The 14,197-nt window shown below is 46.9% G+C and carries 13 protein-coding genes and 1 riboswitch; of the genes, 8 read left to right on the top strand and 5 right to left on the bottom strand.

What is annotated here, in order from left to right; genetic code table 11:
• Positions 1–28 precede the first annotated feature (28 nt).
• The gene (gene nfi / locus BDD26_RS07545; RefSeq protein WP_038260675.1) at positions 29–706 is read right to left on the bottom strand and encodes a deoxyribonuclease V; all 678 of its coding nucleotides are present in this window, start codon (positions 704–706) and stop codon (positions 29–31) included.
• 3 nt (positions 707–709) lie between these two features.
• Positions 710–1,774 (bottom strand): uroporphyrinogen decarboxylase, encoded by a 1,065-nt coding sequence (gene hemE, locus BDD26_RS07540; protein WP_115826077.1) that lies wholly within the window; start codon positions 1,772–1,774, stop codon positions 710–712.
• Between the two features lie 387 nt (positions 1,775–2,161).
• Here hemE and dcp point away from each other — a divergent pair, with 387 nt between their 5' ends.
• Positions 2,162–4,369: a peptidyl-dipeptidase Dcp gene (dcp, locus tag BDD26_RS07535; protein ID WP_038260680.1), complete on the top strand. Its 2,208-nt coding sequence runs from the start codon at positions 2,162–2,164 to the stop codon at positions 4,367–4,369.
• A gap of 207 nt (positions 4,370–4,576) precedes the next feature.
• On the opposite strand, the gene nudC is transcribed toward dcp, so the two are convergent.
• A complete protein-coding gene (nudC, locus tag BDD26_RS07530) occupies positions 4,577–5,347 on the bottom strand; it encodes an NAD(+) diphosphatase (RefSeq protein WP_115827515.1) in 771 nt (256 codons plus the stop codon).
• Between the two features lie 231 nt (positions 5,348–5,578).
• On the opposite strand from nudC, the gene BDD26_RS07525 reads away from it, so the two are divergent.
• From BDD26_RS07525 to thiH, 7 genes are all read left to right on the top strand, one after another.
• A complete protein-coding gene (locus BDD26_RS07525; RefSeq protein ID WP_038260683.1) occupies positions 5,579–6,241 on the top strand; it encodes an HAD family hydrolase in 663 nt (220 codons plus the stop codon).
• 112 nt (positions 6,242–6,353) lie between these two features.
• Positions 6,354–6,481, top strand: a riboswitch (TPP riboswitch).
• A gap of 190 nt (positions 6,482–6,671) precedes the next feature.
• Positions 6,672–8,657, top strand: a complete 1,986-nt coding sequence (gene thiC / locus BDD26_RS07520; RefSeq protein ID WP_115826075.1) for a phosphomethylpyrimidine synthase ThiC — start codon at positions 6,672–6,674, stop codon at positions 8,655–8,657.
• Positions 8,641–9,327 carry a thiamine phosphate synthase gene (gene thiE, locus BDD26_RS07515; RefSeq protein ID WP_115826073.1) on the top strand — a complete coding sequence of 229 codons (687 nt, stop codon included), beginning with the start codon at positions 8,641–8,643 and terminating at the stop codon, positions 9,325–9,327. The genes thiC and thiE overlap by 17 nt, the downstream gene beginning before the upstream one ends.
• Complete coding sequence (locus BDD26_RS07510) at positions 9,321–10,106, top strand: HesA/MoeB/ThiF family protein (RefSeq protein ID WP_115826071.1); 786 nt, start codon at positions 9,321–9,323, stop codon at positions 10,104–10,106. Before thiE ends, BDD26_RS07510 begins: the two co-directional genes overlap by 7 nt.
• On the top strand, positions 10,103–10,315 hold the full coding sequence (thiS, locus tag BDD26_RS07505; RefSeq protein WP_038260688.1) for a sulfur carrier protein ThiS: 213 nt from the start codon (positions 10,103–10,105) through the stop codon (positions 10,313–10,315). The genes BDD26_RS07510 and thiS overlap by 4 nt, the downstream gene beginning before the upstream one ends.
• Before the next feature lie 15 nt (positions 10,316–10,330).
• Positions 10,331–11,098, top strand: a complete 768-nt coding sequence (locus BDD26_RS07500) for a thiazole synthase (protein ID WP_038260691.1) — start codon at positions 10,331–10,333, stop codon at positions 11,096–11,098.
• A complete protein-coding gene (gene thiH / locus BDD26_RS07495; protein ID WP_115826069.1) occupies positions 11,095–12,234 on the top strand; it encodes a 2-iminoacetate synthase ThiH in 1,140 nt (379 codons plus the stop codon). Before BDD26_RS07500 ends, thiH begins: the two co-directional genes overlap by 4 nt.
• Positions 12,235–12,387: 153 nt before the next feature.
• Here thiH and BDD26_RS07490 read toward each other — a convergent pair whose 3' ends face one another.
• Positions 12,388–12,993, bottom strand: coding sequence for a DUF1349 domain-containing protein (locus BDD26_RS07490; protein WP_038260697.1), 606 nt, complete (start codon positions 12,991–12,993; stop codon positions 12,388–12,390).
• Between the two features lie 14 nt (positions 12,994–13,007).
• Positions 13,008–14,159, bottom strand: coding sequence for an MFS transporter (locus BDD26_RS07485; RefSeq protein WP_038260700.1), 1,152 nt, complete (start codon positions 14,157–14,159; stop codon positions 13,008–13,010).
• Positions 14,160–14,197: the final 38 nt, after the last annotated feature.

The following is a 14,197-nucleotide window of genomic DNA, read 5'->3' as shown; positions in this document are numbered from 1 at the left end:
CAAGAATATCCACATATTTCCGCCTCAATTATAGATTTTTCTGCATTGTTTGCTTAAAAAACGGTCTATTTGAGGCAATTCCATCAGCCCAACGGGTCGGTTCAGGCAATTTATATCCTTTCATACAATGCTCAACCCAATAGATGGCACTCTCAATACTGATCTTATGACCGATGGAAATATAGAGTGGATTACATCTTTTTTTACTCCGCCATACGAGACCAATCTGTTCATCATGATCGATCAACGGCTGACTACTACCCAATGCCTCGCCCACAGGCTCATGCTCACCACATAAGCGACTTTTAGCTATCCCGATTGTCGGAACATCCACCAGCAAGCCAAAATGGCTGGCAACCCCCAGACGTCTCGGATGGGCAATACCCTGACCATCAACCATCACCAGATTAGGTCGTAGATCTAGCTTATTCCACGCTGCAAGCAATGCCGGATATTCACGAAATGAGAGTAAGCCGGGGATATAGGGGAGTGCAGTTTCCACCCTTGCGATTTGATATTCTACCAGTTTAAGGGTGGGATAATGCAAGATAGCAATGGCGGCACGGGTTATCGTACCGTTTTCTTCAAACCCAACGTCCGCACCCGCAATGAACTCCGGTACAAAAGACGCAGAAAAAGCATCATGACGGATAACCTGTCGTGCTTTTTCTAACTGTTCCTGACGTAATGCCTTCGTATCAATCATAGGCTATTGATGATATTTTACTGAAAGTCTGTGCACTGTTTCGACAAAAGCCCCTGCATGTTCTGGCGGAACATCCTGATGGATCCCATGCCCCAGATTGAAAACGTGCCCGCTGCCTGAACCAAAGTCCTGTAGGATCGTCGAAACTTCTTGTTCAATTCGCGCTGGCGAGGCATATAGCATGGATGGATCCATATTACCTTGTAAAGCAACTTTATCCCCGACACGGCGGCGGGCGTCAGCAATATTCGTTGTCCAATCCAGCCCAAGGGCATCACAACCTGTTGCTGCTATCGCCTCAAGCCACTGTCCGCCTCCTTTTGTAAACAAAGTCACAGGTACACGGCGGCCTTCATGTTCACGGATCAATCCATCAACAATTTTATGCATATATTGCAACGAAAATTCCTGATAATCACGCTGAGATAACACACCACCCCAGGTATCGAAAATCATGACAGATTGAGCGCCAGCTTTAATTTGCGCGTTCAAATATAGAATAACGCTGTTTGCCAATTTATCCAGCAGTAGATGCAATGTCGCGGGCTCAGCATACATCATGGCTTTGATCTTAGTAAACGCTTTACTGCTTCCCCCTTCGACCATATAAGTCGCCAGTGTCCACGGGCTGCCAGAAAAACCGATCAGAGGAACTTGTCCTGCTAGCGCTTTGCGAATCGCTCGAACAGCATCCATCACATAACCCAGCTCCATCTCTGGATCGGGGACAGGTAACTTTTCCACACCGGCATGATTAAGGATCGGAAATTGAAAACGCGGCCCTTCACCTGCTTCAAAATAAAGCCCCAATCCCATTGCATCAGGGATCGTCAAAATATCAGAAAACAGGATCGCCGCATCCAATGGAAAACGTCGCAGGGGCTGGAGCGTGACTTCGCAAGCCAATTCAGTATTTTTGCATAACGAGATGAAATCCCCCGCTTCCTGACGCGTGGCTTTATATTCAGGTAAATAGCGTCCTGCCTGACGCATCATCCATACTGGTGTAATATCGACAGGCTGACGTAATAAGGCGCGCAGATAGCGGTCGTTTTTCAACTCATTCATGGCAAGCTCCCTTGATTATCGACAAAAAGCGCGCGCATGATAACACGTCGGAAGCCGAACTTCTGTCTTGACCACCAATAAATAAATGTTCAAGCGCCAATCTCCCATAACGTGCGACCCCAGATGAAAAAATTTATGTGCAGAGTCACAAAACCCGGAACAAGGACTAGGCACGCCGACTTATCGCTCTCATGATGTTAAATTCATGTAACCCGCGTGTTACGTGGAGGCAATGCCGTTTCTCACATTGCCATAACTCTTCATTGTTTTACGCTCTTCAGTTAATCGTTGGATGAATTGGTTTACATTAGTTAATTGACTGTGACAAAGCGCTTATGAAGTCATTTTCATTGATAAATAACCATTTACATGAAGGAGTTTCGACTAATGCGTTTATCCACTTTAGTACTGGCTATTGGCTTGGCACTAGGCACCCAAGCGCAGGCCGAAGAAAATAAACTGGGATCTGACCACACGAACGTATCAAGTAATCAAATAAAGCAGGTGAATGTGACCGGTGAGGCTAATCAACAACAATACAAGAAGAACAAAAATCCTTTCTTCTCCCCAAGTGTACTACCGTTCCAGGCTCCTCCGTTCAATAAGATAAAAGAAACAGACTATGCACCCGCGATTGCTGCCGGTATTAAACAGAAACTGAAGGAGGTAGAGAAGATCGCCAATAATCCCGCCCCCCCTGATTTTAAAAATACATTTGTCGCGCTGGAGAAATCGGGCGCAATGTTGACACGGGTGATGAACGTATTTGGGGCGATGACATCGGCTAATACCACTAACGGGCTGCAAAAACTGAATGAGGAAACTTCACCAAAGCTGGCGGCGATGAATGATGAAATTATGCTGAACAGTAGACTGTTCAACCGTATCAAAGCCATTTACCAGCAGCGCGGGACGTTGAATCTGGATCCAGAATCGCGTCGATTGGTGGAAGTGACTTATCAAAATTTCGAGTTAGCGGGAGCCAACTTGTCTGATGCGGATAAAGCAAAGTTAAAGGCTTTGAATCAGGAAGCAGCAACACTCAGTACCCAGTTTACCAACAAACTGCTGGCGGCAACCAAAAATGGTGCGCTGGCGATTCAAGATAAAGCCAGGCTGGACGGGCTGTCCGATGGCGAAATTGCCGCGGCTGCGCAGGCCGCCAGTGAGCGTAAGCTAGACAAACAATGGCTGTTGGTATTGCAAAACACCACCCAACAGCCGAGTCTGCAAAACCTGAAAGATCGCGATACGCGTAAAGCGTTATTTGAGGCATCGTGGACCCGAGCTGAAAAAGGTGACGATAATGATACGCGTCAAACTCTGGCCCGGTTAGCGAAGATCCGTGCTGAGCAAGCTAAGCTGCTGGGCTTCCCGGATTATGCATCGTGGAAACTGCAAAATCAGATGGCCAAAACGCCTAAAACCGCATTGAAATTTTTGCGTGATATTGTACCTGCGGCCACCGCACGCGCTGAGCGCGAAGCCAAAGACATTCAGGCGGTGATTGACCAACAAAAAGGGGGCTTCAAGCTGGAAGCCTGGGACTGGCCGTTTTATGCCGAACAGGTACGCAAAGCAAAATATGATTTGGATGAATCACAGATTAAGCCGTATTTCGAACTGAATAACGTTCTGAATAATGGCGTGTTCTATGCCGCCAATCTGCTGTATGGCATTACCTTTAAGGAGCGCAAAGACATCCCGGTTTATCAGCCCGACGTCCGCGTGTATGAAGTTTTCGATAAAGACAGAAAGCCGTTGGCGTTGTTTTATACCGATTACTTTAAGCGCGACAACAAAAATGGTGGAGCCTGGATGAATAATTTTGTCGATCAGTCAAAGCTCATCGGAACCAAGCCGGTGATTTACAACGTCGCCAACTTTACTAAACCTGCGCCGGGCCAACCAGCACTGTTGTCGTATGATGACGTGATCACAATATTCCATGAGTTTGGGCACACCTTGCATGGTATGTTTGCCGATGAGAAATATCCGAGCTTGTCCGGTACAAATACCGCCCGTGATTTTGTGGAATTTCCATCACAATTTAACGAGTATTGGGCGCGCGATCCAAAGGTGTTTGCCCATTATGCCAAGCATTACCAGACCGGAGAAGCAATGCCACAAGCATTGGTAGATAAGATCAATAAGGCTGACAAATTCAACAAAGGTTATAGCATGACCGAGCTGCTGTCAGCCGCATTGTTGGATATGCACTGGCATATGCTGACCGCTGCTCAGCCACAACAGGACGTGGATAAGTTTGAAGCCGAGTCTCTGCAACAAGACAACATCTATCTCAGCTACGTACCGCCGCGCTATCGTTCCAGCTACTTCAAGCATATTTGGGGCGGCGGTTATGCTGCCGGTTATTATGCTTATCTGTGGACAGAAATGCTGGCAGACGATGCTTTTGCCTGGTTTACCGAACACGGAGGTCTGACGGCAGAGAATGGCCAACTTTTCCGCGATAAGGTGTTGTCACGTGGTAATAGTGAAGACTTGGAAAAACTGTATATCAACTGGCGCGGTAAGCCACCGAGTATTAAGCATATGCTGAAAAACCGAGGCCTGGAGGAACAAAAACAATAAGGTGTATTATTAGCTAACACGCCGTCAATCTTCGCCCAATGTGAGGGTGTCGCAAAAGTCTCGTGTTATCCGTTAAGATCTGCGTACTTCCTTTAAACGCAGATCTTTTATAACTTTATTTACTCGAAAACTGGAACCTTCTATCTCACACCAAACGGCAGTTTGTCAAAGCTCAGCGCTTACCTGCATTGGTACGGTTTTGACTCATCACTGTTGACGACATAATGCAACCGTCTCCTCAATCAAACGGCGGGCAATCGTGTCAGACTTAGGGATCAAAGGAAGGTTATCATAACGATACCAATCTGCACTGATAAGCTCGACAGGGTCATGTTCAATTTCACCGCTATCATAATCCGCCAGAAATCCCACCATCAATGAATTTGGGAGAGGCCATGGCTGAGAAGCAACATAACGCAAGTTACGGATTTTTATCCCGCTCTCTTCCATTACTTCACGATGCACAGCTTCTTCCAGTGTTTCCCCCACTTCAACAAATCCGGCAAGTACCGTATGGATACCGTTACGATGACGCCGATGCTGTGCCAGCAGAATGTGATCATCGCGACGAATGCCGACAATAATGCAAGGCGCAATTTGCGGATAATAATGTTCATCACAGTGCTGGCACAGGCAAGCCCATTCATGCTGACTCTGTTGCATTTCTTGGCCACAGTAACCACAATAATGATGTGAACGATAGAACTCAGCCAATTGGATTCCGCGTCCTGCCAGTTGAAATAACCTGAGATCTTGCTCTGCAATCCGACGAGGAGAAGACATATCTGCTTCCATCTTATGGCGTATCAACCAAACAGTTTCTCCCGACCATTCACCGATAACGTAAGCCACATAACCTTGCAATGACCACTGACTGGCTGTTCCTGATGGCAATTCCCCTTGTGGTAGCCAAACTCTGTTTTCAAGGCTGACAATCCACCAGCCTCGTTCTGTGCCTGTTAATTTCTTTTGCATCATCGGTTCCATCATTTGTTGCATCGGATGTTGTGTCATAGCCACATTGAAATGTTAATTAAATGTTATTAAATCTTGGTATAAGTACAGCATACTCCTCATCGTATTCTGTCTGCAATCTGTTATATTAATTACGTTTCTGAATACCCATTTAATGCAAATAAAGTGTTTGATTTTCTTTCAATCAATAATATGCAGGTATCAATAAGTATCCTAAATTAAGGAATAACAACTATGTCACAACAGGTTGCCGTATTTGATCTGGATGATACCCTGATTTGCGGGGATTCCAGCCAGCTCTGGACTCGTTATTTATGGGAAAAAGGCATCATTACTGATCCGCGCTTTATAGAGGCAGACCAGAAAATGATATCGGATTACTGTGCAGGAAAGCTGAATATGCAAGAGTATCTGGCGACCAACTTACAGGCAATCAGCCAAATTCCTCATGAGCAAATAGATATCTGGCTGACCGATTTTGTGGAAACCAAAATCAAACCTGTCTTCTATCCTGCCGCCAGAAAACAATTAGATATCTACCACCATCAAAACATTCCTGTCATCATCATTTCTGCTACCGTTTCTTTTGTAGTTAAGAAAATCGCTGCTGCATTTGGAGTACAAACAGCAATGGGGATTGATATGGTAATGGAAGATGGTTGTTATACCGGAGACATTCAGGGTATCCCTACCTTCCGGGAAGGAAAAGTTGTCCGTTTACAACAATGGCTGGCAGAGCAGAATTTATCGCCACAACATATCTATTTTTATACAGACTCTGCGAATGACTTACCGATGTGCCGATTTGCCAGCGAAGTCTTTACTGTCAATCCAGATATACAATTACGGGCGGCAGCAAAAGCTCATGGCTGGAAACAATTGAATTGGGCTTTATAGTCAAGTAATTAACCCCAGGAAGCCAGTCTCACACGAAATGTTCTGGTTTAGTTCTGGTTTCAGCTTAACGCTTTCTGGTTGCAGTTTTCAGAATCCCCTTTATACTCTGGGTGTTTTCTTGTCGGAGTGCCTAGCGTTCACCCTATATCACCACGGTGGACACAGGCTGAGACCGTTTATTCGGGATCCGCAGAACCTGATCGGGCTAATACCCGCGAAGGGAACAAGAGTAATCACCCCGCTGATATGTTCTTCTTCTTGTGGTACAGATAAGTTGTTGTGCAAACAAATCTGTTCAGATGACGTAATTCAGCAATCAACCATTACTCCCTGCGAGCTCCAGACAAGCAATTTTCTCAACTTAAGCCCTATCTGAGCGTCATGTTTATTTGCGCAATGAGACAGGCGATAACACAGTCAGGAATTTGCTATGTCTAATGCGATTACCAACAACAGCGTTACCTCTACCGCTGATATTATCCCTGCAACCAATATCTCACCTAAAGCCCATCCAGCACGGCCACGTAAAGCCCAACGAGATGCAGCACAGGAATTTATCAGTTCGATTCAAGGTGTGACATTTCCCAATTCAAACCGTATTTATCTGGCAGGATCACGCGAAGATATTCAGGTTCCTATGCGGGAAATCCAGTTATCCCCCACACTGATTGGCGGAACGAAAGAGGAGCCTCAATTTGAGGAAAACGAACCCATACCTGTTTATGACACTTCCGGCCCTTATGGTGATCCTGAAGCCATACTGAATGTACAAACTGGTTTGCAGAAGATCCGCCAACCGTGGATTGAAGAGCGCAATGATACTGAACCTGTCGCAATCCTCAGTTCTGATTTTACTCAACAGCGTCTTGCAGATGCCGGACTGGATCACCTGCGCTTCAAACATCGTTCCCATCCATTAAAAGCCAAACAAGGCAGGCGCGTGACTCAATTGCACTATGCACGCCAAGATATCATTACACCGGAAATGGAATTTATCGCACTGCGTGAAAATATGGGGCGTGAACGTATCCGTGGTGAAATTCTGCTCCAACAACATGCAGGGCAAAGTTTCGGAGCAAATTTACCGGATAACATCACGCCTGAATTTGTCCGTCAGGAAGTGGCATCCGGCCGTGCGATTATTCCTGCTAACATTAATCATCCAGAATCTGAGCCAATGATTATCGGACGTAATTTTCTGGTGAAAGTTAATGCCAATATCGGTAATTCCTCCGTCACTTCCTCTATCGAAGAAGAAGTTGAAAAATTGATTTGGTCTACCCGCTGGGGTGCTGACACTGTGATGGATCTCTCCACCGGACGCTACATCCACGAAACCCGTGAATGGATACTACGTAACAGCCCAGTCCCCATCGGCACAGTTCCTATTTATCAGGCACTGGAAAAAGTCAATGGCATCGCGGAAAACCTGACATGGGAAATGTTCCGCGATACGTTACTGGAGCAGGCCGAACAAGGTGTGGATTATTTCACCATCCATGCGGGAGTGTTGCTGCGTTACGTTCCTATGACCGCCAAGCGCCTGACAGGCATTGTTTCCCGTGGTGGTTCAATTATGGCGAAATGGTGCCTTTCCCATCATCAGGAAAACTTTCTCTATACTCATTTTCGTGAAATTTGTGAAATCTGTGCGGCCTACGACGTTTCCCTCTCTTTGGGGGACGGGTTGCGCCCCGGCTCCATTCAGGATGCTAATGATGAAGCACAATTTGCCGAACTGCATACCCTCGGTGAGCTGACCAAAATTGCCTGGGAATATGATGTTCAGGTGATGATAGAAGGGCCGGGGCATATTCCGATGCAGTTAATTCGCCGCAATATGACAGAAGAACTGGAGCATTGCCACGAAGCGCCATTCTATACCCTGGGGCCACTGACAACTGATATCGCGCCGGGTTATGACCATTTCACCTCCGGTATTGGCGCTGCAATGATCGGTTGGCTCGGCTGTGCCATGCTGTGTTATGTCACTCCCAAAGAGCATCTCGGCCTGCCAAACAAAGAGGATGTGAAGCAGGGGCTGATCACCTACAAAATCGCCGCTCATGCGGCAGATCTTGCTAAAGGTCATCCCGGTGCACAAATCCGCGATAACGCCATGTCAAAAGCCCGTTTTGAATTCCGCTGGGAAGATCAATTTAATCTGGCGCTTGATCCTGAAACTGCCCGCGCTTATCACGATGAAACCTTACCACAAGAATCCGGTAAAGTTGCTCACTTCTGCTCAATGTGTGGGCCAAAATTCTGTTCAATGAAGATCACGCAGGATGTGCGAGATTATGCCGCAAAACTGGAGCAAGAAGCTGGCATGGAACAGATGTCCGAAGAATTCCGTGTTCATGGCAGTGAACTGTATCACCGTACCGAGGATATCAACGATGTCAAATCAGCTTAAAACGATATCCTTTGCTCCAACTGAACACCGGTTAGGGCTATATCCCGTTGTGGATTCCCTGATGTGGATTGGGCGATTACTGGAAGCGGGTGTCAGAACCCTGCAATTGCGCATCAAAGATATGTCCGAAGAGCAAGTGGAGGACGATATCCGGCAGGCCATTACACTGGGGAATCAATACAGCGCTCGTCTGTTCATCAACGATTACTGGCGTCTGGCAATCAAACACCGTGCCTATGGTGTACATCTGGGACAGGAAGATTTGGATATCACCGATCTTCAGGCCATCCAACAGGCCGGACTTCGTCTGGGTATTTCCACCCATAACGAACAGGAATTAGCACGGGCAAAAGCTCTGCGCCCATCTTATATCGCACTGGGACATATTTTCCCGACCACGACCAAAGAGATGCCATCATCGCCACAGGGGCTTATCGCACTGAAACATCAGGTGGAGATCACGCCAGAATTTCCTACCGTTGCCATCGGCGGTATCTCACTGGAGCGTGTACCGGATGTGGTCGCAACAGGTGTCGGGGGTGTGGCGCTGGTCAGTGCCATCACTAAAGCCAAAGACTGGCGACAGGCAACATCCAGATTGCTTCATTTAGTTGAAGGAATCATGGTTGAAGGGATCGTTGAGAGAAATGATCGGAGGCTCCTATGTTAAACGATCAGGAATTTATGCGGTACAGCCGCCAATTGTTACTGGAAGACATCGGCCCTGACGGACAGGAAAAATTAAAAGCAAACAAAATATTAATTGTTGGAGTCGGAGGATTAGGCTCCCCCGCAGCACTTTATCTCGCCGCAGCAGGCGTGGGACACCTCTATCTTGCAGATGATGACAAATTACATATCTCTAACCTGCAACGCCAAATCCTCTATCGCACGGCAGATATTTCCGCCGGAAAAGCGGCTCTGGCGGCAGAGCAATTGGCCGATTTAAATCCCCTTGTCAATCTTACCGTTATTAGTAAACGCCAAAATAAAACGTCACTGACAAACCTTGTCCGGCAAATCGACCTGATATTGGATTGCAGCGATAACATGGCAACCCGGCATGCAATTAATGCTGCCTGTGTTGAGACCAATACCGCTCTTATCAGTGGCAGTGCTGTGGGGTTCAGCGGGCAACTTATGGTGTTTGAACCCCCTTACCAACATGGCTGTTATGCCTGCCTCTATCCCGATCAGGAAGAGCCGCAACGTAATTGTCGGACTGCTGGTGTTCTGGGGCCAGTCGTCGGTGTTATCGGCACACTGCAAGCGCTGGAAGCAATCAAAATGCTGGCCGGTCTCTCTTCTCATCTGAGTGGAAAACTACGGCTGTTTGATGGCAGGCAACAAAGCTGGAGCACATTACAGCTGACTGCATCACCGCAATGCCCAATCTGCGGAACATTATCTTTTATAGATAAAACAGTTTCAGGAAAAAAAATCGCATGAACATCATCGTCAACGATCAAACAGTCACACTGCCGAATCCTGTGAATAAGCCTATGACGGTACAACAGTTACTGGAACATATACAGCGTACTCAATCGGGCACTGCGTTAGCCATTAATCAGACCATTATCCCGCGCTCAGCATGGGATACTCACCTGATTAATGACGGGGACAATATCCTGCTGTTTCAGGCCATTGCTGGTGGCTAATGCCGGAGGTTAATCATGTTAAAAATCGCTGATACCCCCTTTCACTCCCGGCTGTTTACAGGAACAGGTAAATTCGCCAATGCGGGACTGATGATGGAAGCTATCCGAGCTTCCGGCAGCCAGTTAGTCACAATGGCCATGAAACGTATCGATCTGCATGGCAACAATGATGGCATTCTCGCACCATTACAAAAGTTAGGAGTCAAACTCCTGCCCAATACTTCCGGGGCAAAAACCGCAGAGGAAGCCGTGTTTGCCGCCCGCCTTGCACGAGAAGCTCTGGGCACCAACTGGATCAAACTGGAAATTCACCCTGACGTAAAATACCTGTTGCCCGATCCGGTAGAAACTCTGAAAGGTGCAGAGCAGTTAGTCAAAGACGGTTTTGTTGTTCTGCCGTACTGTGGCGCAGATCCGGTTCTGTGCCGCCGTCTGGAAGAAGTGGGCTGTGCTGCTGTGATGCCATTAGGCGCTCCTATTGGTTCAAACAAGGGCTTGCTCACCCGTGATTTTCTGCAAATCATCATCGAACAATCCCATGTTCCTGTCGTCGTAGACGCTGGCATTGGCGCACCAAGCCATGCACTGGCAGCCATTGAAATGGGAGCCGATGCCGTATTGGTCAATACCGCCATCGCCGTTGCTCATAATCCGGTCAAAATGGCGCAAGCATTTAAAGCAGCCATTGAAGCAGGTGAATTTGCTCATCAGGCTGGTATGGCAAGCCAGAAATCCCACGCAGAAGCCTCCAGCCCACTAACCGATTTTCTGGGGGTGCTATGACAGGCAATGAAGCTACCTTCCGTCAACGCTGGCAACAGTTAGATTGGGATGACATCACTCTGCGTATCAACAGTAAAACCAGACAAGATGTCGAACATGCCCTGAACAGCAAATATCTGACATTGGATGATTTTATGGCACTGCTCTCCCCCGCAGCGCGGTCTTACCTTGAACCTTTGGCTCAGCGGGCACAACAATTAACCCGTCAGCGATTTGGTAATACCGTGGGATTTTACATCCCACTTTACCTTTCCAACCTGTGCGCCAACGACTGCACTTACTGTGGTTTTTCCATGAGTAACCACATCAAACGTAAAACGCTCAATGAACAGGAAATTGAAGCTGAATGTCAGGCCATCAAAAAACTAGGGTATGAGCATATCCTGCTGGTAACCGGGGAACATCAGAAAAAGGTCGGCATAGACTATTTTCGCCGCTATCTTCCCTTAATACACCGTTATTTCAGCTCTGTCACAATGGAAGTACAACCATTGACACAAGAGGAATATGCAGAACTAAAAACTCTGGGATTGGATGGCGTACTGGTTTATCAAGAAACTTATCATGAGCCGAGTTATCAATTACATCATCTCAAAGGGAAAAAACAGGATTTCCATTGGCGACTGGAAACCCCTGAACGACTCGGACGGGCAGGTATCGACAAAATCGGTTTGGGCGCGTTAATCGGTTTATCCCATAACTGGCGCACAGACTGTTACATGGTGGCAGAGCATCTGTTCTACCTGCAAAAAAAATTCTGGAAAAGCGGCTATTCCATCTCTTTTCCACGCCTGCGTCCCTGTGCTGGTGGCATTGAACCCGCTTCTCTGATGAATGAAGCCGAACTGGTACAACTGATCTGTGCATTCCGCCTGCTGGCACCAGATGTAGAGCTTTCCCTCTCCACTCGTGAATCCCCGTATTTCCGCGATCACGTCGTACCACTGGCAATAAATAGTGTCAGTGCCGGTTCCAAAACCCAACCGGGTGGTTATGTCGATAATGACCATCACGAGCTGGAGCAGTTCTCTCCAAACGATCATCGTTCCGTTGAACAGGTTGCAGATGCTTTGGTGAAAGCTGGATTACAACCAGTTTGGAAGGATTGGGACAGTTATTTGGGCAGGCATGGATAAAAAATAAAATGATATCCCTCATCCACATTGGATGAGGGATAATCATCTAACTCTTTATTTAAAGAAGACGTTTCATCTGATCGGTTTGCCATCATTCAAACCATCATCTCAATAAAATCTGTGCACAAAACACACAGACCAATAGAATAGGCTCTAACTCAAATCATGCAGAGCTTTGTTCAATGATGACGTCAGTTTGAATTCAGAGAATTTCACCTGTAATCCTTCACGTTCTGGTGAGCAACACATAGCCCCAACAAATACCTGCTGATCAATGTGATTACTGATATTAAAAGGAGATAACCGCAACAATGGCCATCGCTTACCATCAGTGGAATATTGCAACCGGATGGCACCCTCCTGATAGGTCAGACGCAGCCAGAATCTATCAGGGTCACCCGGAAAAACCCCCATTGCCCAATCAGAGCAAGGAGCGGTCAGTACACTGCCAATTGTTGACTGCCCATCAGAATGCTCAATACCCGCTTTCAACCAGTGGTGCTCATCCACCAGCAACATAATACCGGCCTGATCGTATAACTGCTCAAAACGCCCTTCAATGCAGAGCTGAAAAGTGAACCCTTCTTCGATAAAAGCAGCCTCTATATAACCACCAAAAACATGTCCACTATGGCGTTGGAAGCCGTACCATGTATCACGCCAAAAATCTGTTTGATTATCAGTCACCACATGCAATTCATCATCTTGATGCTTCCACGAAACGGGTTCATTAAGCCAATGGCAGTGCAACAAATTCATCAATATTTCCTCTGTTATTTTCGGTCGGGTGCAATTAACCAATATCCCGCCAATAATGAAAGAGATAACAAAGCGATACAACCAAACGCGCTGTGCAATGTTATCTGATGGGCTAAACCACCAATAATCGCAGGCCCAAGCAGAATACCTGAATATCCCATCGTAGAAACAGCAGAAACAGCCAGAGAGTCAGGCATCACTTTTTGCCGTCCCGATGCGGTGAAAAACATCGGAGCCAGATTGGACAAACCAGCGCCGATCATCAGGAATGCCACTGCCAATGCAATTACACCGGATGCCAGATAAATCAGGACAAACCCTGATGTCGCCAAAATAGCGCTTGCCAAAAAAACCTGCCGATACCCATAGGCGGCAATCATCCTGTCTCCGAAAAATCGACCACATGTCATGGTAATGGCAAACAGGGTATAACCCAGTCCCGCCTGATGGCTATCCATGCTATGAACACTGCTTAATAAGATCCCACTCCAATCCAGCATAGAACCTTCCATCAGATAAACAACAAAGCAGAGAAAACCTATCAGGATCACAATACCACGCGGCAAAGCAAAAAACGGAGTATCTCCGGCTTCTGCATCATCCAGCAATCCATTCCATACCGGAAACAACAACAGGATAATCAATAATGTCACGGCGACCATTACTAAAAATGGGGATATTCCCATAAACAACAACAAACTCACCGAACCAGCCCCGGATATTCCCCCTAAACTGAACAGGGCATGAAAACCTGACATCACAGGACTCTGTACTCTTTTTTCAATATTAACTGCGTGGATATTGGCCGAAACATCCATCGCCCCAATCCCTGCACCAAATAGAAATAGTGCACAAGCCAGAACTGCGGGAGTAGGCAGGATACTCAATCCCGGCAACATCAAAATTGCCAGTAACGTGAAGAAGGCAAAAACTTTCCGGCAACCAAATCGTGCGGACAACATTCCTGCGACTGGCATCATAATGAAAGAACCAATGCCAAATGCCAGCATCAGCAACCCCATTGCACCATCATCCAAGAATAGTCGCTCTTTGACTAATGGGATCAGAGGAGCCCAACTCGCCATACTGAAACCTGCAATAAAAAAAGAGATTTTTGTCGCCATAATAGGCTGTTTAACCAAAGAAATTCCATATTCCCCAGACATCCGCTTCCCCCATCAATTTCCGCTTATGCAACGTTGTC

It is taken from the genome of Xenorhabdus cabanillasii, from assembly GCF_003386665.1.
GTDB classification, from domain to species: domain Bacteria; phylum Pseudomonadota; class Gammaproteobacteria; order Enterobacterales; family Enterobacteriaceae; genus Xenorhabdus; species Xenorhabdus cabanillasii.
Note: the sequence above shows the minus strand (reverse complement) of the source record. Positions and strands in the feature narration are given on the sequence as shown.

What these genes read in the sequence shown, in the direction of transcription:
- nfi (WP_038260675.1), bottom strand. Translation starts at nt 706, where the DNA reads ATGATTGATACGAAGGCATTACGTCAGGAACAGTTAGAAAAAGCACGA.
- hemE (WP_115826077.1), bottom strand. Translation starts at nt 1,774, where the DNA reads ATGAATGAGTTGAAAAACGACCGCTATCTGCGCGCCTTATTACGTCAG.
- dcp (WP_038260680.1), top strand. Translation starts at nt 2,162, where the DNA reads ATGCGTTTATCCACTTTAGTACTGGCTATTGGCTTGGCACTAGGCACC.
- nudC (WP_115827515.1), bottom strand. Translation starts at nt 5,347, where the DNA reads ATGATGCAAAAGAAATTAACAGGCACAGAACGAGGCTGGTGGATTGTC.
- BDD26_RS07525 (WP_038260683.1), top strand. Translation starts at nt 5,579, where the DNA reads ATGTCACAACAGGTTGCCGTATTTGATCTGGATGATACCCTGATTTGC.
- thiC (WP_115826075.1), top strand. Translation starts at nt 6,672, where the DNA reads ATGTCTAATGCGATTACCAACAACAGCGTTACCTCTACCGCTGATATT.
- thiE (WP_115826073.1), top strand. Translation starts at nt 8,641, where the DNA reads ATGTCAAATCAGCTTAAAACGATATCCTTTGCTCCAACTGAACACCGG.
- BDD26_RS07510 (WP_115826071.1), top strand. Translation starts at nt 9,321, where the DNA reads ATGTTAAACGATCAGGAATTTATGCGGTACAGCCGCCAATTGTTACTG.
- thiS (WP_038260688.1), top strand. Translation starts at nt 10,103, where the DNA reads ATGAACATCATCGTCAACGATCAAACAGTCACACTGCCGAATCCTGTG.
- BDD26_RS07500 (WP_038260691.1), top strand. Translation starts at nt 10,331, where the DNA reads ATGTTAAAAATCGCTGATACCCCCTTTCACTCCCGGCTGTTTACAGGA.
- thiH (WP_115826069.1), top strand. Translation starts at nt 11,095, where the DNA reads ATGACAGGCAATGAAGCTACCTTCCGTCAACGCTGGCAACAGTTAGAT.
- BDD26_RS07490 (WP_038260697.1), bottom strand. Translation starts at nt 12,993, where the DNA reads ATGAATTTGTTGCACTGCCATTGGCTTAATGAACCCGTTTCGTGGAAG.
- BDD26_RS07485 (WP_038260700.1), bottom strand. Translation starts at nt 14,159, where the DNA reads ATGTCTGGGGAATATGGAATTTCTTTGGTTAAACAGCCTATTATGGCG.